The 18392-nt window shown below is 53.5% G+C and carries 21 protein-coding genes and 1 riboswitch; of the genes, 13 read left to right on the forward strand and 8 right to left on the reverse strand.

Going from position 1 to position 18392, the window contains the following annotated elements; all coding sequences use genetic code 11:
- Positions 1 to 82: 82 nt before the first annotated feature.
- Positions 83 to 727: a peptide-methionine (S)-S-oxide reductase MsrA gene (gene msrA / locus AMM48_RS17625; RefSeq protein WP_102785151.1), complete on the reverse strand. Its 645-nt coding sequence runs from the start codon at positions 725 to 727 to the stop codon at positions 83 to 85.
- Between the two features lie 175 nt (positions 728 to 902).
- Here msrA and AMM48_RS17630 point away from each other — a divergent pair, with 175 nt between their 5' ends.
- Positions 903 to 1226 (forward strand): hypothetical protein, encoded by a 324-nt coding sequence (locus AMM48_RS17630; protein ID WP_102785093.1) that lies wholly within the window; start codon positions 903 to 905, stop codon positions 1224 to 1226.
- A 107-nt stretch (positions 1227 to 1333) separates the two neighbouring features.
- On the opposite strand, the gene AMM48_RS17635 is transcribed toward AMM48_RS17630, so the two are convergent.
- From AMM48_RS17635 to AMM48_RS17645, 3 genes are all read right to left on the reverse strand, one after another.
- On the reverse strand, positions 1334 to 2644 hold the full coding sequence (locus AMM48_RS17635; RefSeq protein WP_102785094.1) for an SPOR domain-containing protein: 1311 nt from the start codon (positions 2642 to 2644) through the stop codon (positions 1334 to 1336).
- A 299-nt stretch (positions 2645 to 2943) separates the two neighbouring features.
- Positions 2944 to 3339: a hypothetical protein gene (locus AMM48_RS17640; protein WP_102785095.1), complete on the reverse strand. Its 396-nt coding sequence runs from the start codon at positions 3337 to 3339 to the stop codon at positions 2944 to 2946.
- Between the two features lie 119 nt (positions 3340 to 3458).
- Complete coding sequence (locus AMM48_RS17645) at positions 3459 to 3941, reverse strand: tetratricopeptide repeat protein (RefSeq protein ID WP_244271280.1); 483 nt, start codon at positions 3939 to 3941, stop codon at positions 3459 to 3461.
- Positions 3942 to 4061: 120 nt separating this feature from the next.
- Here AMM48_RS17645 and AMM48_RS17650 point away from each other — a divergent pair, with 120 nt between their 5' ends.
- Positions 4062 to 4778, forward strand: a complete 717-nt coding sequence (locus tag AMM48_RS17650) for a DUF4126 domain-containing protein (protein WP_102785097.1) — start codon at positions 4062 to 4064, stop codon at positions 4776 to 4778.
- 113 nt (positions 4779 to 4891) lie between these two features.
- Here AMM48_RS17650 and thrS read toward each other — a convergent pair whose 3' ends face one another.
- A complete protein-coding gene (gene thrS, locus AMM48_RS17655; RefSeq protein ID WP_102785098.1) occupies positions 4892 to 6829 on the reverse strand; it encodes a threonine--tRNA ligase in 1938 nt (645 codons plus the stop codon).
- A 411-nt stretch (positions 6830 to 7240) separates the two neighbouring features.
- Between thrS and AMM48_RS17660 the strand changes: the two genes are divergently transcribed.
- A complete protein-coding gene (locus tag AMM48_RS17660) occupies positions 7241 to 8428 on the forward strand; it encodes an MFS transporter (RefSeq protein ID WP_022730726.1) in 1188 nt (395 codons plus the stop codon).
- 75 nt (positions 8429 to 8503) lie between these two features.
- Here AMM48_RS17660 and AMM48_RS17665 read toward each other — a convergent pair whose 3' ends face one another.
- On the reverse strand, positions 8504 to 9181 hold the full coding sequence (locus tag AMM48_RS17665) for a DUF599 domain-containing protein (protein WP_102785099.1): 678 nt from the start codon (positions 9179 to 9181) through the stop codon (positions 8504 to 8506).
- A gap of 211 nt (positions 9182 to 9392) precedes the next feature.
- Here AMM48_RS17665 and AMM48_RS17670 point away from each other — a divergent pair, with 211 nt between their 5' ends.
- The 3 genes from AMM48_RS17670 (at position 9393) to AMM48_RS17680 (ending at position 11125) form a co-directional block, all read left to right on the forward strand.
- Positions 9393 to 9878: a hypothetical protein gene (locus AMM48_RS17670; protein ID WP_102785100.1), complete on the forward strand. Its 486-nt coding sequence runs from the start codon at positions 9393 to 9395 to the stop codon at positions 9876 to 9878.
- Between the two features lie 86 nt (positions 9879 to 9964).
- Positions 9965 to 10774 carry a peptidoglycan DD-metalloendopeptidase family protein gene (locus tag AMM48_RS17675; protein ID WP_244271281.1) on the forward strand — a complete coding sequence of 270 codons (810 nt, stop codon included), beginning with the start codon at positions 9965 to 9967 and terminating at the stop codon, positions 10772 to 10774.
- Positions 10775 to 11125 (forward strand): DUF1491 family protein, encoded by a 351-nt coding sequence (locus AMM48_RS17680; protein ID WP_102785101.1) that lies wholly within the window; start codon positions 10775 to 10777, stop codon positions 11123 to 11125.
- Positions 11126 to 11202: 77 nt separating this feature from the next.
- Here the strand turns inward: AMM48_RS17680 and AMM48_RS17685 are convergent, their stop codons facing one another.
- Positions 11203 to 11523 carry a peptidylprolyl isomerase gene (locus AMM48_RS17685; RefSeq protein ID WP_022730731.1) on the reverse strand — a complete coding sequence of 107 codons (321 nt, stop codon included), beginning with the start codon at positions 11521 to 11523 and terminating at the stop codon, positions 11203 to 11205.
- Between the two features lie 194 nt (positions 11524 to 11717).
- Between AMM48_RS17685 and yaaA the strand changes: the two genes are divergently transcribed.
- Positions 11718 to 12491 carry a peroxide stress protein YaaA gene (gene yaaA / locus AMM48_RS17690; RefSeq protein ID WP_102785102.1) on the forward strand — a complete coding sequence of 258 codons (774 nt, stop codon included), beginning with the start codon at positions 11718 to 11720 and terminating at the stop codon, positions 12489 to 12491.
- Positions 12492 to 12527: 36 nt separating this feature from the next.
- The gene (locus AMM48_RS17695) at positions 12528 to 13592 is read left to right on the forward strand and encodes a glycosyl transferase family protein (protein ID WP_102785103.1); all 1065 of its coding nucleotides are present in this window, start codon (positions 12528 to 12530) and stop codon (positions 13590 to 13592) included.
- 85 nt (positions 13593 to 13677) lie between these two features.
- Here AMM48_RS17695 and AMM48_RS17700 read toward each other — a convergent pair whose 3' ends face one another.
- The gene (locus tag AMM48_RS17700) at positions 13678 to 14220 is read right to left on the reverse strand and encodes a DUF924 family protein (RefSeq protein WP_102785104.1); all 543 of its coding nucleotides are present in this window, start codon (positions 14218 to 14220) and stop codon (positions 13678 to 13680) included.
- A 150-nt stretch (positions 14221 to 14370) separates the two neighbouring features.
- A riboswitch (cobalamin riboswitch) is annotated at positions 14371 to 14580 on the forward strand.
- A 168-nt stretch (positions 14581 to 14748) separates the two neighbouring features.
- Here AMM48_RS17700 and AMM48_RS17705 point away from each other — a divergent pair.
- From AMM48_RS17705 to AMM48_RS17725, 5 genes are read left to right on the forward strand one after another with little or no spacing between them, the layout of a single operon-like run.
- Positions 14749 to 15546: a DUF4198 domain-containing protein gene (locus AMM48_RS17705; RefSeq protein WP_102785105.1), complete on the forward strand. Its 798-nt coding sequence runs from the start codon at positions 14749 to 14751 to the stop codon at positions 15544 to 15546.
- Between the two features lie 17 nt (positions 15547 to 15563).
- Positions 15564 to 16265: a cobalt transporter CbiM gene (cbiM, locus tag AMM48_RS17710; protein ID WP_102785106.1), complete on the forward strand. Its 702-nt coding sequence runs from the start codon at positions 15564 to 15566 to the stop codon at positions 16263 to 16265.
- Positions 16258 to 16872 carry a cobalt ABC transporter permease gene (locus AMM48_RS17715; RefSeq protein WP_244271282.1) on the forward strand — a complete coding sequence of 205 codons (615 nt, stop codon included), beginning with the start codon at positions 16258 to 16260 and terminating at the stop codon, positions 16870 to 16872. The genes cbiM and AMM48_RS17715 overlap by 8 nt, the downstream gene beginning before the upstream one ends.
- On the forward strand, positions 16869 to 17666 hold the full coding sequence (cbiQ, locus tag AMM48_RS17720) for a cobalt ECF transporter T component CbiQ (RefSeq protein WP_102785107.1): 798 nt from the start codon (positions 16869 to 16871) through the stop codon (positions 17664 to 17666). Before AMM48_RS17715 ends, cbiQ begins: the two co-directional genes overlap by 4 nt.
- Positions 17650 to 18378 (forward strand): ABC transporter ATP-binding protein, encoded by a 729-nt coding sequence (locus tag AMM48_RS17725; protein ID WP_102785108.1) that lies wholly within the window; start codon positions 17650 to 17652, stop codon positions 18376 to 18378. Before cbiQ ends, AMM48_RS17725 begins: the two co-directional genes overlap by 17 nt.
- Positions 18379 to 18392 lie beyond the last annotated feature (14 nt).

The raw sequence follows: 18392 nt of genomic DNA on the forward strand, positions 1-18392 counted from the left end.
GATGACGGCGAAAGAATATACCTATGGTCGAGTATTACAAGTAGCTAATTGTCGTATGTGGATCGGTTTGGGGGCTGTGTTCTTACATCCCCGGGCAGGAAACGCCCGTTCCGCTAATCCCGCAATAGCCATCCGGATTCTTATCCAGATATTGCTGATGGAAGTCTTCTGCGTAATAGAAGGTCTGGCCATCGGCAATCTCGGTCGTAATCTCGGAAAGGCCGGCTTTGCCAAGGGCGGCAAGGTACTGTGTGCGCGAACTTTCCGCGGCCTCCGCCTGATCATCATTCATGGTATAGATCACGGAACGGTATTGGGATCCGATGTCGTTGCCCTGGCGCATGCCTTGGGTCGGGTTATGGTTTTCCCAAAACACCTTCAAAAGCGACGGATAGGAAACCACCGTCGGATCAAACACGACAAGAACAACTTCGGCGTGACCGGTCATGCCACTACAAACTTCGCGGTATGTCGGATTTTTGGTATAGCCACCGGCATATCCCGCCGCTGTTGTGTAAACGCCGGGAACCTTCCAGAAAAGCCGTTCGGCCCCCCAGAAGCACCCCATGCCAAACACGGCCGTTTCAAGACCATCAGGAAACGGGCCTGTCATGGGGTTTCCGGTCACAACATGCCGGTCTGCAACAGGAACTTCCTCGTCGCGCCCGGGCAGGGCCGTATCGGCTGTTGGCATTTTGGCTTTTTCAGACATAAGGCTGGAAAACATCTTCGTCACCTGATCAAATTTGGCTTTCTGTAGTGCAATGTAACCCAGAGCACGGCAATAGCAATTCCCCTGTTGGTAAAATGTCTTTGAACGTTCTTTTGGCAAGGACGAACCCTGCGCTGATACTGCGCTGTAAACCTGTCGCCCGTCATCGGGCTGGTCATCAGGGAATAGTATGGTTCAGCGCCTAAAGCATTTAAAATCAACGATTTTGATGATCGGCGGTGTCGTCTGTCTTCTCATCGGGATTGCCTTTTTGCCCTTGCCGCCACCATTCTTCGGTATGGTTTTTATAGCTGCCGGGATTCCGATGCTGGCCGCCGGGTCAAAACGCACCAGACGCTTTATCCAGTTGATGCGATGGCGCCATTATCGCCATAACCAAAAGGTCGAATATCTGGTGTCGCGACTGCCATCTTTCTTGCGAAAACATGGTCACCGTACGCGCCCGGATGTGTTGGTACGGCTGCGCGGCAAAAACAACGCAAAGCAAGGTTAGGTATGGCGCTGTTCTTTATGTGACTTTGTCGGTAGTGATTTTGGGTTGTTCTTGATCCGTATGCCACCAACACATCGCATGTTCGGCAGTTTCACCCGGACGAAAAACTAAGGCGTTATCCGCCGGACAAGGCAATCTACACCCTGATTTTTAAGTGCCGTACACGCCTGAGCGGCCTGATCGTTGGTTGCGTACTGCCCGGTGATCAGACGGAAAAACAATCCCTGACCCTCAATTGCGATGGTGGAAACGTCATGTGCGGCATTGGTCAAAACACCATTTGATCGTGATTGAAAAACCGACCATGAAGATTCCGCGCGCTCACGTGTGCGATACGCCGCAAGCTGCACCGCGTAATAGGGACCCGATGGCGCAACCCCCGATGGCGCAACTATGGGCTCGTTTTGTGTTGTCGGCTGCTTGGTCGCTACCGGCATCGGTTTTGGCGTCGGCGTGGCTTTAGCCGTCGCTGGCGCCTTGGATGCCATCGGCACTTCGATCATCGAGGTTGCGGGCGCACTGTCAGTGATTTCAAGTTCACCCTGTTCAACGGGGCGTGCGTTCGTTGCAACCACGGCACCGGTATGGGTTGTTTCCTGTTGATCCCCGGCAATGGTCGGGGTCGACGTTGTCTCAACGGCCATGGAGCTTGCCGGTTTCGGGGCAGGTTCTGCCGTTTCTTTCAAGACAGGCACGGGGGCAACAACAGCAACAGGTGCCTTTGATGACGCCTTCGGCGGTGCGGCAGCATTGATCGTTGCCGACGATGTGCTTATTGCTGGGGCCGGTGCGGCTGCGGGGGTTTTGCGCTCAACGGATGTCAGGCGTGCCGTGTTTTCGCTGACATTCATTTCCATCGGTGGTGTGGGGGATGCGCGGTCTTCCGGCTCGGCGGTTACGACGCCGCCCGTTTTATAAAAGTCACGGTTCCGTTCGACCTGTGGTGGATTGGGAAGGTCAGGGCCGGGGGCAATGGTGGCGGCGGCGACCACAGTATCGATTTCAGCCGAACGGGCAAATTGCGGTTTGCTGCGATCAAGGGCAACAAGGCGACGCTGTGCCAGACTGTTGATACTGCCCGAAAGGCGGATACCCTGACCGCAATCAAGATCAATCTTCAAATCCGGTGACGACGCGGTAAGCCAGACATAAAGCTTGCGCGCATTGTCGTAATGACCATCAAGATCATAGGATATCGCTTGCAGGAGATTGTCCTGCGGACTGGCATCCAGCGAGATTGGTTGCATGTCGGTTGAAGGTGCGGTTTTTGTAGCTTGATCACGCACATGATCCTGATCAAAGAACAGCCCACAGGTGGCTCGATCAAGGGCTGCGCGTTCTCCAGGCGGCGTTTCCATCGGCATGTCAGCCGACGTTGATCTGGCTTGCTGATCGCTTTCAAACCAGAATCCCGACATATCCGATGAGCTGCAAGCCGCCAGAAGCGGCAGAAGTGCTGCGGCAGTAAACCAAACCCGTTTTCGTGATGCTTTAGAGGTGGTTGTCGCAGACCTGATTTTCACACTTCACCTGATGATCACTGTAATTGCATATGCGCACTGTTTATTGCCCTTTGCAGGGAAATACAACTGTCGCAAGCGCTTCAGATACTGTCAAGCATCCCGCAATTTCAGTGGGATAAACAATCAGGCGGAAAATGAAGGGAAATTGGCCGAGCGGCATCAGGTGATGGTGGGATAAAGCCGGTTTTTTTTAATCAGCGCATCGCAATCGGAACGAGGATACCGCCCAGCAGTATCAGCACAGTGACGGCAATCACGATGTAGACGATGCCTTTGGTTGCCTGATTGGCAACTTCGCGTGATACGCTCGGCGAACCTTTGGTATTTCTACGGGCGGATGATCCGCCAGATCCGCCAGACCCGTTTGATTCAGGGGTCAGGATTTTGACGATCTGCTTTTTGTCCTTACGGGTCGCAGAATCGTATTTGTTCTCCACCACGCGGACTTCAGTGTTTTTGCTGTTGGTCAGGGCTTCTTTGGCGGAATTCACCGCCGCTGCGTAATCTGAGACCGTTTGAAGCTCCATCGGCTGTCCGGTCGTGCGCACGCACACGACCGTATAGCTTTTGCGCATGATGGTATCAGACATAACTTGATCGTTCTCCAGAGTCCCGTAAACGGCCTTTACATGGCGCTTTCAGAGGAAAATGAAAAGCTATCCTAACGAATAGGGTGTCACATCTTCGCGATCAGGTTCTGCTTCAAGTGTCAGTTGGCGATTTTCGCCGACAGTTCCTTGTATTCATCACAAGACATGCCACAAACCTGTTCAAGTCGCGCAAGGTTTTCGCGTGCCATGTCAGGCTTTCCGGTCTTAAGGAAAAGCTCACCCTGATATTCAAGCGCCCCAACATGTTCCGGATCGATCATCAAAGCCCGCTCATAATTTTGGGCGGCACTGTCAAAGTCGCCCTGTTTACGCTGGCTGTAGGCAAGGTAGTTGAACAGGTCGGCGTTCTCAGGATCGTCTTTCAACATTTCCTTGATGGTATCAATAGCCTTGTCATACATGCCACCATCGACCAGTTCGGTAACGGCGGAAAGATCGGTGTCTCCTGAACCCCATGAAGTCGAATTGCCCATTGCCAAGGCGTTGGTTGCCGCCATCGGGCTTGCAAACATCATCGCGCACGCAACAGTCATGATTATTTTTGGGGTTTTACCACTAAGGGTCATCGTCGTACCTTTCATTGGTCATTATCGTTTGTGAATACGTTCGATGGGACGGAACAGAGTTTGTGATTTATCACAACGGGAAGTTTTGCATAGTCACTTGTTGGTGAAAATCATGACATTAAAAGGGCAATTTCTTTGGGGGTAATCGAGACACTTGCACTGGGAATGGGCGGTGCCTGGGCCAGTGGAATCAATCTTTACGGCACTGTTGTCGTGCTGGGCATGATGGATAATTTCGGCCTCATAACCCTGCCGCCGGATCTTCAAATCCTGACGTCATGGTGGGTCTTGTCCTTTGCCGTTTTGTTCTACCTGATAGAGTTTGTCGCCGACAAAATCCCGTTTGTTGATAGTCTCTGGGATGCAATCCACACCTTCATCCGCATCCCGGCCGGTGCACTTCTGGCCGCTGGTGCAATGAGTGGCCTTGACGCTGGTATGGGCGAGGACGTCCAAACGGTGATTGCGTTACTGATTGGCGGCACCGTTGCGGCCGGAAGCCACTTTACCAAGGCCGGCAGCCGCGCTGCGATCAACACATCGCCCGAACCTGTGACAAACACCATTGCATCGGTAACAGAAGACGTCGCCGTGTTTGGCGCGCTCTATACAGTTGCGTTCCATCCGGTTGTGTTCTTTGTATTGTTTGCGGTGTTTGTCTTGTTGCTGATTTGGCTGGTGCCAAAAATCTGGCGCTTTATCGGCGATGTTTTTGGCAATGCCCGTCATCCGTCGGAAGCCTACAGTCAGGCACGCGCACATCAATCCGCACCAACCATGAACCAGACGGGACAAATTGATCTGTCAGGGGCGGGCCACAATGCCCAATTACCACCGAATGATCCAAAGTGACTGGCACATGATCCGGGTCGATACTTAATAGAATAGACAAAGAAAAACCCCGCAAGCAATTGGCCTGCGGGGTTTTTGGGTTTTTGGGTTTTTATCTGATCAACTTTAAGGGATCAGAAATCCGCTTCGATGACGCGGTCACGAATTTCAGCAGCCATCGCCTCGGCAATCTCATCAATGCCAAAGGTTTTCTGATGCTTGAACCCGATGCGGCGCACGGATGCGGTTTTTTCTTCGGCTTCGCGTTTACCAAGGGCAAGGATCATCGGGATCTTTGCGTGGCTATGTTCGCGGACCTTGTAGTTGATCTTTTCGTTGCGGGTGTCGACTTCGACATTCAGACCCTTGGCCGCAAGGGCGGCTTTGACTTCATGTGCGTAGTCATCTGCTTCATTGGTAATCGTGCAGATCACCGCATGAACCGGCGACAGCCACAAGGGCAGGCGACCGGCATAGTTTTCAATCAGAATACCGATGAAACGCTCAAGTGATCCAAGGATCGCACGGTGAAGCATGACCGGACGGTGTTTTTCACCGTCTTCACCCATATAGGATGCATCAAGACGTTCAGGCAGAACAAAGTCCGCCTGAAGCGTGCCACACTGCCAGTCACGACCAATCGCATCGCGCAGAACAAATTCAAGCTTCGGCCCGTAAAACGCGCCTTCACCCGGATTAATCTCAAGCGCAAGACCAGCTTCTTCTGCCGCTTCACGAAGGGCGGTTTCCGCCTTGTCCCAAATCTCGTCGGACCCTGCACGTACTTCTGGACGGTCCGAGAATTTGACAAGAATGTCGGTAAAACCGAAATCCTTGTAAACTGATTTCAGGAGGTCACAGAAAATCTTGGTTTCCGAGACAATCTGGTCTTCGGTGCAGAAGATATGCGCATCATCCTGAATGAACTGACGCACACGCATGATGCCATGCAGGCCGCCGGACGGCTCATTCCGGTGACAGCAGCCAAATTCCGCCATACGCAGCGGCAAATCGCGATAGGATTTGCTGCCCAGACGGAAAATCTGAACATGGCACGGGCAGTTCATTGGCTTAAGCGCCAGAACCTTTTCAGGATCATCTTCATCCGGGGTGGTGGTGAACATGTTCTCGCGGAACTTTTCCCAGTGACCCGATTTTTCCCATAAAACGCGATCCACAAGCTGCGGTGTACGAACTTCCTGATACCCGGCATCATCAAGACGATCGCGGATATAGGTTTCGACCTTACGATAAAGCTTCAACCCCTTGTCATGCCAGAAGACAGACCCTTGGGCCTCTTCCTGCATATGGAACAGGTCCATCTCGCGGCCAAGGCGGCGGTGATCGCGCTTCTCAGCTTCTTCGAGCATGTGCAGATACGCATCAAGGTCTTCTTTGCTTTCCCAACACGTCCCATAGATGCGCTGGAGCATCGCGTTATCTGAATTGCCACGCCAATAGGCACCGGCCACCTTCATCAGCTTGAAGGACTTGCCGATTTTGCCCGTGGACGGCGCATGCGGGCCGCGGCACAGATCGATGAAATCACCTTGGCGGTAACAGGTAATGGTCTCGGTTTCCGGCAGATCGCGGATGATTTCGGCTTTATAGTCCTCGCCTTTCTCAAGGAAGAACTTGATCGCCTCATTGCGGTCCCAGACTTCACGCACGATCGGCTCGTTGCGTTCAACGATCTTGTGCATCTGCTTTTCGATCTTGACCAGATCGTCGGGCGTGAACGGGGTTTCGCGGGCGAAATCGTAATAAAAGCCGTTTTCAATCGACGGGCCAATGGTGACCTGCGTGTCGGGATAAAGCTCCTGAACGGCTTCGGCCATCACATGCGCGCAATCGTGACGGATCAGGGGCAGAACCTCTTTATGCCCTTTGGTCACGATTTCGATGGTCGCATTGGTGTCAATCTCACGCGCAAGGTCGCGCACTTCGCCGTTGACGATGATGGCAAAGGATTTCTTTGCCAGTGAAGAACTGATGCTTTTTGCGACATCGAAACCCGAAACGGGACCGTCGAATTCGCGTACGGCGCCATCGGGAAGGGTCAGGGCAATCATGGTTGGCTCAACTCTGTTTTATCTGCGGGCACACAAGTGAAATGCACATTTCGAACCCGCATGTTTACGCGGGCGCAACGCACAAGAAAAGGAATTTCAGGATGAGGTCAAGTTCGCTCTTTGAAAAAAGCGACATTCGGGGCAGCACAAAACGCCGCGACACCATTGCAGCGCGCAGGAGTTACCTTAAAGATCAACTTTTTGTCGGCATGGCCGTTCATTGATGCTTTCCCGTTTCGTGATCAGCCAATATAACAGGTGAAACGCACACGGCAACATAGAAGGTACCATAGCCTGCGACCTGCAATGTCGATGACAAGTCATTGCCAGTTATGGCCTTTACCCGAATGTTCATGTCTGTGTTACAAAACCAAATAACGGCGCGTCACCACCGCCAGAAGGGAGCCCCAAATGTCCAGCCCGGAAGTTCGCCGGAACATTATGTTCTTGAGCTTATGCGTCGCACTGTCTGCCAGTGCGATGTCCCTGATTTTTACGGTCGCCGCGGTTATCGGCTATTCACTTGCCACCGATAAGTCGCTTTCGACCCTGCCGATTGCCTTCATGATGATTGCAATGATGGCCATGACCGCACCTTCGGCCATGGTGATGGCCAAATTTGGCCGTCGTTTCGGGTTCTGGATGGGCTCAGGCATTGCCATGCTGGGCGCGCTGTCTGGCATGGGGGCAGTGTATTACAGCAACTTCTGGCTTTTGTGTGTGGCTTGCGCCTGCATCGGCGCTGGCAACGCCATTGCCATGCAGTACCGGTTTGCTGCGGCTGAGGCAGCCCCGCCGGAATTTCGTGCACGCGCCATTTCTTACACCATGCTCGGTGGGTTGGCATCCGCCTTTATCGGCCCCAATCTGGCCAGCTTTGCCCGTGACTGGTTTGAAACCGTACCGTTCCTTGGCACCTTTGTCGCGCTGATCGGATTGCAGGTCTTATTGATCATTGCCATTGGCCAATTGCGTCTTCCTGATGCGCGCGGTGTCAAACATGTCGAACCGGCACGTGCGCTTAAAACCGTTCTTGGCCAGCCCGCAATCATCATCGCCATTTTTGCCGGTGCCTTGGGCTATGCCGTAATGAGCTTTGTTATGACCGCCACACCACTTGCGATCCTTGATTGTGATTATGTGTTTGGTGATGCCGCCTTTATCATTCAGTGGCATGTGGTCGGCATGTATGCGCCGGGCTTCTTTACCGGCAATCTGATCAAACGCTTTGGCGCGCTTAAAGTCATTCAGACCGGGGCGATCTTGAATTTCGTCTGTCTGGCGGTTGCTTTGTCCGGTGAGGATCTGCTTGCCAACTTCTGGGTGTCATTGGTGATCCTTGGTATCGCGTGGAACTTCATGTTTGTCGGGGCAACGACATTCCTGACCGAAAACTATCGTCCGTCCGAACAGGCCCGGGTGCAGGCAATCAACGAATTTGTCGTATTTGGCACGGTTGCCATCGGGTCGTTGTCGGCAGGCACGATCTATGCCGCGTCTGGCTGGATCACCTTGCTCTATAGTGCGGCCTTGCCGGTTGGTCTGGTTTTGCTTGTGGTGTCGGTCTATGCGCTGCGCCGCCCCAGACAGATGGCTTAAACTCTAAAAGCACAATTAAACGACAAAGGGCCGCATCAGCGGCCCTTTGTGCGTTCAGAAGGCCGATACGCCCGATCAATGATGCCCGGTCAGAATCTCAAGCGCATGGGACCGGAACTCACGGTTATACAGCACAAGTGTCACCCATGCCGCACAGACGATAAACGCCACCGGATGGTAAAACCATGCTAGGGCGGACAGTGCGAAGAAATAGGCGCGAATGCCGCGATTGAAATTATGGGCCGACATCATGCTCATGCGTGCTGCCCGGGCGGCGGCGCGCGCTGCATCCGGATCGCTTGGGTCCGGTGCCGCCCCAATCAGGATCGAACAATAATTCGACAGCCGAAACGCCCATGTGAACTTAAAGAACGCATAGATAAAGATCACCACCAGCAGCACCACCTTGCATTCCCAAACCCCCGCCGTGGTGACCGCGGCAAAGGGCAGGGTGGCGACAGTCTCAATCGCCTTTTGCGTATAGCCAAGCAAGGCGACCAGACCGATCAGAACCAGAATGGTCGTCGATGAGAAAAAGCTGATGCCCGTAATCAGGTTGCCGGCAATTGATGTATCGACCATGCGAATGTCGCGTTGGAGCATTTGCTCCATCCAGCGATGACGATTGCGCGCCATATGGGCCGAAATGGAATTGCGCCTGCGCGGGCCCGCATCGGCAAAGATCGTATAGCCAATCCACCAGGCAAACGCCCAGCAAATCGCAACAACATCAAGAACGGTAAATTCGGGCATATTTGATCCATGCAAAAGGATGTTTGGCGCGTATTGGCCTATATCCTACTGACATGTAGGCATTCTTCGCAATCTTCTTTGGCAATGCTTGGTCTGAGGGCCATATCGTCGGGATGTTCCATGTGCATAGCTGATGGTCATATTGCCGCTTCGGGTTGAGTTTTGCCGCAATTCAGAGTATCAGCAGCGCAAATTTTCATTGGAGAGTGACATGAGCGAACTCGAGAACGATCTTGGCGAAGACATTGATTTCGATGATTTCGAATCTCATACCGAAAAACTGCTGAAAGACGGACGCACCAAGGACGATCTGTTCGAGTTTGTCGGCTTTATGAACATCAACGAAGTCGGCACCCACATGATTGCCGCTGAAATGGTGCTCGACGAAGACGCCATCAACCAGATGAGCCGCGATCTGCGCAAACTTGAACTCGACCTGTCCCCACTGGGCGAGCTGACCGGTGGGCTTAAGGGCGGCGAAGATGTCAAACGCGCCCTTGGTGCGCTGTTCCTTGAACTGGTTGAGCTGTGCGAACTTGACGCAGATGATGAAGACGCTGGCGAGCTGTCCGAAGAAGCCCTGCTGTTGCTGAACTTCATCAAACGCTTCAACCCGCAGATGCGCCGTTTGACGGTCGCGCTGACCGACACCGACGATGATGATGTGTCGTGCGAATATGAAGTCACCAACTGGTAACCAATGGCTTGCCGTTACGGCGAAATATATGTAGGCAAAAGGCGGGGCTGTAACACCCCGCCTTTTTCTGTTTTGGAGCCACGCGTGTGACCGCCCAGATGCCGCCCCCTCAGATGCCAATAGATGCGACCAAACGGTTTCAATCCTATCTTGATCGCCATGCAAGCGGCCAGGAAGCCATGCCTGATGCAGAACGCTTGCGCCAATGGATTGTCGATCACGCCGATGATTTTGGTGCGGTGATGGAATGTGATCTGAAAACCTGCCCGAAAATCGTCTATGATTTTTCGAGTGAGGGCGATGTCGTGATCGGCAACACCAGTGACCCGGCCCACCAGACCGACATCATGTGGCAGCAACTGGCAAACGCCCATGCGCCGGTCGGCATCGGGCGCTACCGCGAAGACCGCGTGTGTTATCAGTCCGATCAATTCAAGACCGACGGCGAAGCGCGCAGCCAGCATCTGGGCATTGACCTGTTCGCCCCGGCGGGGACACCTGTCTTTGCCCCGCTGGATGGTGTGGTGCACAGCTTTGCCGACAACAACCTGCATCTTGATTACGGCCCGACCATCATTCTCGAACATACCCCCGAACCCGGCATTCGGTTCTATACCCTTTATGGTCATCTAAGCGCTGAATCGCTTGACGGATTACACAAGGGCAAAGCCTTCAAAAAGGGCGATCTTGTCTGCCAGTTTGGCAATTTCCCGATCAATGGTGACTGGATTCCGCATCTGCATTTTCAGATCATCTTTGACATGCTCGACCGCGAAGGCGATTTCTTTGGGGCTGCCAAACCGTCCGAGTGGGATATCTGGGCAAACATCTGCCCGAACCCGAACCTGATGTTGCAGATGCCCGAAAATGTCACCGCCAGCCGGGAAGGGGTGTAAATGCAACCCCGTTTAAAAGCAGGCCTTTGGGTGCGTGGTCAAATCGCGATTTGCCAGTCATCATCCATCATCGCCATGATCGCCCATATGGGCAACGAAGACGCCGGGGCTGTACTGGTCAAGCTCAACCGCTTTGCTGCGGGCTGCTTTGTTTATTCGCGCGTAACCACCCTTGATGGCGATATGGGCTGGATGCAGGTCGCCGGCGGCCCCGACGGGGGCCGCGAAACCGAATTTAACTGTGACGAATACTGGCGCAAACAGGTCGCCTTTGACCGCGATGTCTGGGTGCTGGAGGTCGAAGACCACAAAGGCGAATATGAACTTGATGCACCAATTGTCGATTTTTAAGGGCCGCTATCGGTTAAAATAAAAGGCCGGCAACATTGTGCCGACCTTTATAAATGCGTCTCTGTAAGGGCGTCGCCTTAGGCGGTGCGCTGCAACAGGTGGTAACCGAAATCGGTCTCAACCACATCAGAAGTCGCACCAACGTCCATGGTGAAAGCAGCCGCATCAAATTCCGGAACCATCATACCACGGCCAAAGAAGCCAAGATCGCCACCCTGCTGACCGGACGGGCAATCGGAATTGGCTTTGGCCAGCTCTGCGAAATCACCACCGTTGGCAACCTGATCTTTAAGACCGTTGATTTCAGTCAGGGCTTCTTCTTTGGTACGGGTGGCGGTCGAGCGTGCCGAACCGGCATACATCAGAAGAATGTGCGACGCGCGAACTTGTTCACTCATAATGGGTCCTTTCATCCGCCAATGGCTTGCGTTTGGCGGGTTTTATGCAAGATTAGAAATTATGGATAAGGCCCAGGGTCCAAATTCATGTACAGCCGTATACGCCTGTACATGGGCTTGAACCCTAGACATTGACCATGCCTTGTGGCTTGTTACGACAAAATGATCAGAGATGAAAGAGAAGAGGCAGATAGATGCTTGCTGTTGTGTCCCCGGCCAAGAAACTGGATTTCGAAACAGATGCGCCAGAAATGGCTGTTTCCCAACCTGTGTTTCTCGATGACACCGAGGAGCTTATTGAAGTTGCTCGCAAAAAAAGCCGTCGCGATTTGATGAAGCTGATGGGGATAAGTGAAAATCTGGCGGATATTAACTATCAGCGCTTTGCGCATTTCTCACGGCCTTTTGATCGCACCAACGCCAAACCGGCAATGTTCGCTTTTCGCGGCGACACCTATGTCGGGCTTGATGCCGACACGATGAAGGCCAAGGATATCGACTGGGCCGAAGATCATTTTCGGATGCTCTCTGGACTGTATGGCTTGCTTAAGCCCCGTGATCTGATGCAGCCCTACCGGCTTGAAATGGGTACAAAGCTCGCCAATGCACGCGGCAAAGACCTGTATGCCTTCTGGGGCGATAAAATTGCCCGCGAAATTAACAGCCTGACCGATGGCCACAAAGACCGCAGTCTGATCAATCTGGCATCGAACGAATATTTCAAGTCGGTCAAGACCAAAACCCTTGAAGGGCCGGTCATTACCCCGGTCTTCAAAGAGGTCAAAGCCGGGGTTGCCAAGGTTATTGGGTTTTCGGCCAAGCGTGCACGCGGTATGATGGCGCGCTTTATGATCGATAATCGCCTTGAGACCCCCGAAGGTCTTAAGAAATTCGCGGTAGATGGCTATGGCTATCAGGATGATCTTTCGACAGAAACCGAGTGGGTCTTTACCCGCGTTCATGACTGATAACAAACAAGACTGGCAACAAATTCGGTGACAGAAATGACCGACGAGCATCTTGAACAGCTCGAGGAAGAAAACCACTTGCCCGAGGCACATCCGTTCTCTGGCTATTTGCGGACTTTCTTCCGCGGGCCGGGCCGCTCACGCAGCCTGACCCGCGAAGAGGCGTTTGACGCCTTTTCAATGATCCTGCGCGATGAGGTCGAACCGATCCAGCTTGGCGCGTTTTTGCTGATGCTGCGCTATCGGGCCGAAACCCCCGACGAGCTGGCCGGGATGATCGAGGCCGTGCGCAAGGCCGCCCGCCTTGATACCGATGATGGCCCCGAAGCCGAGGCAGAAGGCCGTCCCATGCTGGATTGGCCGTCCTATGCGGCGGGTCGGTCGCGTGGCTTGCCGTGGTTTGTTCTTTCCGCACTTCTTTTGTCGAAAAACGGCGTGCCGGTCCTGATGCATGGCTATAATTCGCATCTTGTGAATGGTGTCGGCACTGAAACAGCGGTCAAGGCACTTAAATTGCCGGTGGCGATGTCCGCCGAAGAAGCCCGGTCTGACATTGCGTCACAAGGGTTTGCCTATCTTCCGCTGCGCCACATGCATCCGAAGTTACAGGAACTGATTGGTCTGCGGCCGCTGTTGGGGTTGCGCAGCCCGGTCAACACCTTGTTGCGTCTGTTAAACCCGCTGCAGGCACGCGCCGCATTCCTTGGCGTGTTTCACCCGGCCTTTCTTGATGTCCATCGTGAAACCGGGAAACTGCTTGATTTGCCGCGTATTGGCGTGATCAAGGGCGGTGGCGGGGAGGCCGAACGCACCCCGTTCAAACATGTCGATTTGCGTATGCTCGATAATGGTGAACTCGGGGATGTGCGCTGGCCTGCCTTGCTGCCCCGGACCGAAAAAGACATCGAAGAACAAAGCCCGGTAACCTTGAAGCATTTTTTCGATGTCTGGCGGGGCGATGTCGATGATGCGCCTGCGATTGCGCGCATCAAGGGCAGTGCCGCCATGGGCGCGTTCCTTGCCGGTAAGGCCGATTATATCGACGAGGCCGAAGCGCTGATCGATGGCTGGTGGGATGTGCGCGACAAAAATGTCGGGTAGGGCGTTTTGATCTGACCCTTATGTCGTCACGCACGGCACCAGAAAGAAATCAAAAAAGGGACGGCAACCGTCCCTTTTTTCATGCTCAGAACGAAGAATTCGGTTCTTTAAGAAACGCCAGTTCGTCATCTGTCGACGTCCGGCCCAGAATGTCATTGCGGTGCGGGTAGCGACCAAAACGGTCGATGATCTGCTTGTGCTTGATTTCAAATTTCAGGTTGTTTTCAAGACCGGGCTGATCAAACAGTTCCATCGCAATGTCATGCATTGCCTCGGATTCCGAGTGCATATAGGGCATATACAAAAATGCCCGTTCCTCGGGTTTTACAATCTTCTTGTCTGCCCCTGCGGCAATCGCTTCCTGTGCCAGAACAAGGGCAAGTGTATCGGTGGCAAAGGATGCAGGACTGTCGCGAAACATGTTGCGTGAAAACTGATCAAGAACAATGATTTCCGCCAGACGCCCATGGGCGGTTTTGCGCCAGCGATAAAATTCCCCCGCACTGGCCGCCGCATGGAAATCGGCAAACCGTTCGGTGATGTGACGGTCAAGTGCCAGATCCTTCTCGAACCACTGCTTCTGCTCAAGTTCCTTAAACCAGAAAACCAGAACTGTTTCAGGTGTCATAACGCATCCGCCCCTTATTCTTGAGATTGTGGGTGTTGAAGTTTGGCTGATCTTAGTAGGGCAAAGACGTAACGTCGAGTTTTCTGCGGATGTATGACGAAATATTGAAAAGTATGAATTGTAATGGTTGACACCCCATCACCGCCGATGGAATATGACGCTGTCTTGGGTGTCGATCCTTATCAGATCGACTTAAAAGGGAACGTGGTGCGTTGTGGGAAAGTCCCTTAAGCAATGCCACGGCTGCCCCCGCAACTGTAAGCGGTCTTGAACGTTGCACATGCCACTGGTGATGACCGGGAAGGCGCAATGTTCTTAAAACCGCGAGCCAGGAGACCTGCCTTCGACCATCAGCCACACATTGGTTGATGTGAAACTGTTGGACGCCGGGGTGAGCGTCAGGTTGCAGGGAAAATGCGGTTTCTTTATCGATCCGGACATCTGCTTCCAGCCATCCTATCGTTCTTGTCCTAACCCTGTGCGTTGGGCCGTTGCCATGCGCACATCGTTTTTGGAAGAGACGATACTATGTTGAAAACGCCTTTAAGGCTTGCTGTCGCAGCAGTCTGTACTTTACTGGCCTCTGGCTCTGCGCAGGCGCATTTCCAGTTGGTCTACACACCTGAAGTCAATGTCACCAAAGCTGGTGATCACGCCGTCAAACTGATTTTCTGGCACCCGTTTGAGAACGGCCATGTCATGGATATGGGCGAACCTCTTGAATTTTATGCGGTGCATCGCGGTGAAAATATTGATTTAAAATCAACGCTTTCCCCAATCATCTTCAAGGGATCTGAAAATAGTGCTGCGGCATATGACGGCACATTGACGCTTAAACGTAGTGGTGACTACGTCATGGTGGTGGTGCCCGAGCCATACTATGAGGAAAGCGAGGATATCTATATCCAGCAGATCACCAAATCCTACGTCAACCGCAATGAAATCCCGACCGATTGGATGGATGCGCAAGGCCTGAAAACCGAAATTGTCCCGCTTAACCGTCCAACCAATATTGTTGCGGGCTCCACCTTCACCGGTCGTGTCCTGTCCGAAGGTGAACCGGTTGCCGGGGCCGAAATTGAAATCGAATATATGGCGGCCGAACCCGATATGGCCAATAACCAACCGCAAGAACCAACCGCATCTCCGATGCCGGGCGGTGCGATTGTCGCCATTTCCGATGACAATGGGTATTTCACGTTCGGCGTTCCCAAGGCCGGTTTTTGGGGATTTGCCGCGCTGGGCAGTGGTCCTGATAAGAAATATCAGGATAAAGAACTTTCACAGGATGCAGTCCTGTGGGTTCGCGCCTATGATGTGAAATAGGTGTAGGGAAAAATTAGATGCATATCGTTGACGGGGCACTGGCTCCTGAAGTTTTGATTGGCGGGGGTGTTCTTGCCGTTGCGGGCCTCGGTCTTGGCCTGCGAAAACTGCCGATTGATAAAATTCCGGCAACTGGCGTGCTGTCGGCAACCTTCTTTGTCGCATCCCTTATTCATGTGCCGGTTGGTCCAAGCAGTGTGCATTTGATCATGAGCGGTCTGGCCGGGCTTGTGCTGGGTTGGACCGCGTTTCCCGCCTTGTTTGTTGGCTTGTTGTTGCAGGCGGTCTTCTTTGGCTTTGGCGGCTTGACGGTTCTCGGCGTCAATACCGTCAATATTGCACTGCCTGCGGTGCTGATCGGGTTGACGTTTCGTGGTTTGGTCACACGAAGTTCACCGACAACCGCCGCCATTTGGGGCGGGATTGCCGGGGCGTCTTCGATCGCGGTAACGACCGTCTTTGTGGCGATCTCATTGGGGCTTAGTGGCGAGGGTTTCGTACCAGCCGCCAAGCTTGTGTTCTTTGCCCATATCCCGATCATGATCATCGAAGGTCTGATTTCAGCCGCCGCCATTTACCTGATTTGCAAGGTGAAGCCGGAACTGATGCGGGCCTCTGACTCTGCTCATGACCGGGTCTATGATGATGCGCCGTACCCAATCGCCACCGGGCAAGCCGCACAAGTGACACCGGCGACGAGCGAGGCCAATAATGGCTAAATCTCTATCCGTGCTGGCCGTTACGGTACTCCTTCTGGCTGCCGCAACCGGACAGGCTCAGGCCCATAAGGTCATTGCATCTGTTTTTGCCAGTGGCACCGATATCGAAGGCGAAATCGGCTTTTCCAATGGCGACATGGCCGCCGACACAGTGGTTGAGGTGTTCGACACGCAGGGCAACAAGCTTGGTCAGACCAAAACCGACAGTGACGGCTTTTTCACCTATACGCCGACAAGTCAGGTCAACCATGTCTTTCGCGCCGATCTTGGTGCGGGCCATATTGCCAAGACTGTCTTTGATATTTCTGAAATGTCATCGGTTCTCGCGGGCGATGAGCTTGCGCAAAACACGGGTGAACCGGCCAAAGGGACCGGTGATGGCCCCAATACGGCTCCCGGAGATGTTGCAATCACCCAGCAACAGGAAATCTTGATTGCGGCCATCGTGCGCGATGAGTTGCGTCCGCTACGCCGCGAAATTACCGCCTATAAGGAAAAGAATGACTTTCAATCGATTCTTGGCGGGATTGGCTATATATTCGGGTTCTTCGGAATTGCCTATTACATCGCAGCACGCCGTCTGAGAGCCAAAGATAAACAAGCATGAGCCATCTTTTCGGGCATGACCAGCCATTGGGCGTACAGGCAAGCGGCGGCACTGCGCCGTCGTTTGTCGGATCATTTGATCCGCGTGTGCGCGTGGTGGCGGCAGGCCTGTTTGCTGTGATGGTGGTGGCTTTGCATCAGGTTGAATTTGCCTTTGGCGCATTTCTGGTGGCCCTCGGGACTGTGTTTCTGACCGATCTTCCCCTGCGCTTGACCTTAAAGCGCATGGCGGCGATGGACGGCTTTATCATCGTGATGCTGGTGATGTTGCCCTTTACAACACCCGGCACACCGATGTTTTCGCTTTTGGGGGCGGATGCCAGCAAAGAAGGCCTGATGCATGCGGTTTTGATTGGTGTGCGGGCCAATGCGGTTGTCCTGATGATGCTAAGCTTGCTGTCTGGCCTGTCGCCGGTGGCTTTGGGCCATACCCTGTATCGCTTGAAATGTCCGGCGGCACTGGTGCATCTGATGATGTTTACGGTGCGTTATATTTCTGTGCTGCATGACGAATATCACCGGCTGCGCATGGCGATGAAGCTGCGCGGGTTTCGGGCGCGTAACACATTCCATACCTATCGCTCGATAGGCTATCTTTTCGGTATGCTGCTTGTCCGCTCCCTTGAACGGGCGGAACGCGTGCTTGAGGCCATGAAATGCCGTGGCTTTAGTGGCCATTTCCCGATGATTGATCATTTGGAATTCAAGGTCCGCGACGTCATACTGGCCGTTGGTTTTGGCGTCATGATTGGCGCACTTGTCCTGTTGGATCGAATGTATGTCTTCGCTTATTGAACTCAACGATATTTCGTACGGCTATCGGTCCGGGCAAAAGGTGCTTGATCGTGTCAGTCTGACCCTTGATGCCGGGGAACGGCTTTTTATCACCGGTCCGAACGGGGCAGGGAAAAGCACGCTTTTGCGCATTCTGGTTGGCCTGATCAAACCGCATCATGGTCGGATATCGGCATTTGATCTGCCACGTGTTCAAGAAGCCGATTTTCATGATCTGCGCTGTCGGGTTGGGTTCATTGTGCAGGACCCTGATGATCAGCTGTTTTGTCCGACTGTGGTCGAAGACATCGCCTTTGGCCCGCTCAACCTTGGCGCCAGCCGCGATGAGGCACTGGCAATTGTTGATGACGTTCTTGATCAACTGCATCTGCGCCATTTGCGCGAACGCATCACCCATGAACTATCTGGCGGTGAAAAACGGCTGGTGTCGGTGGCGGCTGTTTTGGCGATGCGCCCCGATGTGCTGCTGCTCGACGAGCCAACCAATGCGCTGGACGAAGAAAACCTCGAACGGCTTGAAGAAATCCTGCGCGGTCTACCGCAGGCCATGATCCTGATTTCACACGACCCGCATTTCCGCCGCAAACTCGCCACCCGGACACTCGAACTTCGCGGCGGTAAGCTATCAGATCGTTCCGCCCCAAAATGCAGTGCCGCTGATCGTGGACAGGACACAGTCAAAGCCAACGCCAACGCATCTGCCGCTCTGTAAGTTTTGATGAATGG

The sequence above is a fragment of the Thalassospira sp. GB04J01 genome, from assembly GCF_000751115.1.
GTDB lineage: Bacteria > Pseudomonadota > Alphaproteobacteria > Rhodospirillales > Thalassospiraceae > Thalassospira > Thalassospira lucentensis.

What these genes read in the sequence shown, in the direction of transcription:
- AMM48_RS17705 (WP_102785105.1), top strand. Translation starts at nt 14,749, where the DNA reads ATGTTGAAAACGCCTTTAAGGCTTGCTGTCGCAGCAGTCTGTACTTTA.
- AMM48_RS17725 (WP_102785108.1), top strand. Translation starts at nt 17,650, where the DNA reads ATGTCTTCGCTTATTGAACTCAACGATATTTCGTACGGCTATCGGTCC.
- AMM48_RS17645 (WP_244271280.1), bottom strand. Translation starts at nt 3,941, where the DNA reads ATGAAAGGTACGACGATGACCCTTAGTGGTAAAACCCCAAAAATAATC.
- AMM48_RS17685 (WP_022730731.1), bottom strand. Translation starts at nt 11,523, where the DNA reads ATGAGTGAACAAGTTCGCGCGTCGCACATTCTTCTGATGTATGCCGGT.
- thrS (WP_102785098.1), bottom strand. Translation starts at nt 6,829, where the DNA reads ATGATTGCCCTGACCCTTCCCGATGGCGCCGTACGCGAATTCGACGGT.
- msrA (WP_102785151.1), bottom strand. Translation starts at nt 727, where the DNA reads ATGTTTTCCAGCCTTATGTCTGAAAAAGCCAAAATGCCAACAGCCGAT.
- yaaA (WP_102785102.1), top strand. Translation starts at nt 11,718, where the DNA reads ATGCTTGCTGTTGTGTCCCCGGCCAAGAAACTGGATTTCGAAACAGAT.
- AMM48_RS17660 (WP_022730726.1), top strand. Translation starts at nt 7,241, where the DNA reads ATGTCCAGCCCGGAAGTTCGCCGGAACATTATGTTCTTGAGCTTATGC.
- cbiM (WP_102785106.1), top strand. Translation starts at nt 15,564, where the DNA reads ATGCATATCGTTGACGGGGCACTGGCTCCTGAAGTTTTGATTGGCGGG.
- cbiQ (WP_102785107.1), top strand. Translation starts at nt 16,869, where the DNA reads ATGAGCCATCTTTTCGGGCATGACCAGCCATTGGGCGTACAGGCAAGC.
- AMM48_RS17680 (WP_102785101.1), top strand. Translation starts at nt 10,775, where the DNA reads ATGCAACCCCGTTTAAAAGCAGGCCTTTGGGTGCGTGGTCAAATCGCG.
- AMM48_RS17635 (WP_102785094.1), bottom strand. Translation starts at nt 2,644, where the DNA reads ATGTCGGGATTCTGGTTTGAAAGCGATCAGCAAGCCAGATCAACGTCG.
- AMM48_RS17630 (WP_102785093.1), top strand. Translation starts at nt 903, where the DNA reads ATGGTTCAGCGCCTAAAGCATTTAAAATCAACGATTTTGATGATCGGC.
- AMM48_RS17665 (WP_102785099.1), bottom strand. Translation starts at nt 9,181, where the DNA reads ATGCCCGAATTTACCGTTCTTGATGTTGTTGCGATTTGCTGGGCGTTT.
- AMM48_RS17695 (WP_102785103.1), top strand. Translation starts at nt 12,528, where the DNA reads ATGACCGACGAGCATCTTGAACAGCTCGAGGAAGAAAACCACTTGCCC.
- AMM48_RS17670 (WP_102785100.1), top strand. Translation starts at nt 9,393, where the DNA reads ATGAGCGAACTCGAGAACGATCTTGGCGAAGACATTGATTTCGATGAT.
- AMM48_RS17640 (WP_102785095.1), bottom strand. Translation starts at nt 3,339, where the DNA reads ATGTCTGATACCATCATGCGCAAAAGCTATACGGTCGTGTGCGTGCGC.
- AMM48_RS17700 (WP_102785104.1), bottom strand. Translation starts at nt 14,220, where the DNA reads ATGACACCTGAAACAGTTCTGGTTTTCTGGTTTAAGGAACTTGAGCAG.
- AMM48_RS17715 (WP_244271282.1), top strand. Translation starts at nt 16,258, where the DNA reads ATGGCTAAATCTCTATCCGTGCTGGCCGTTACGGTACTCCTTCTGGCT.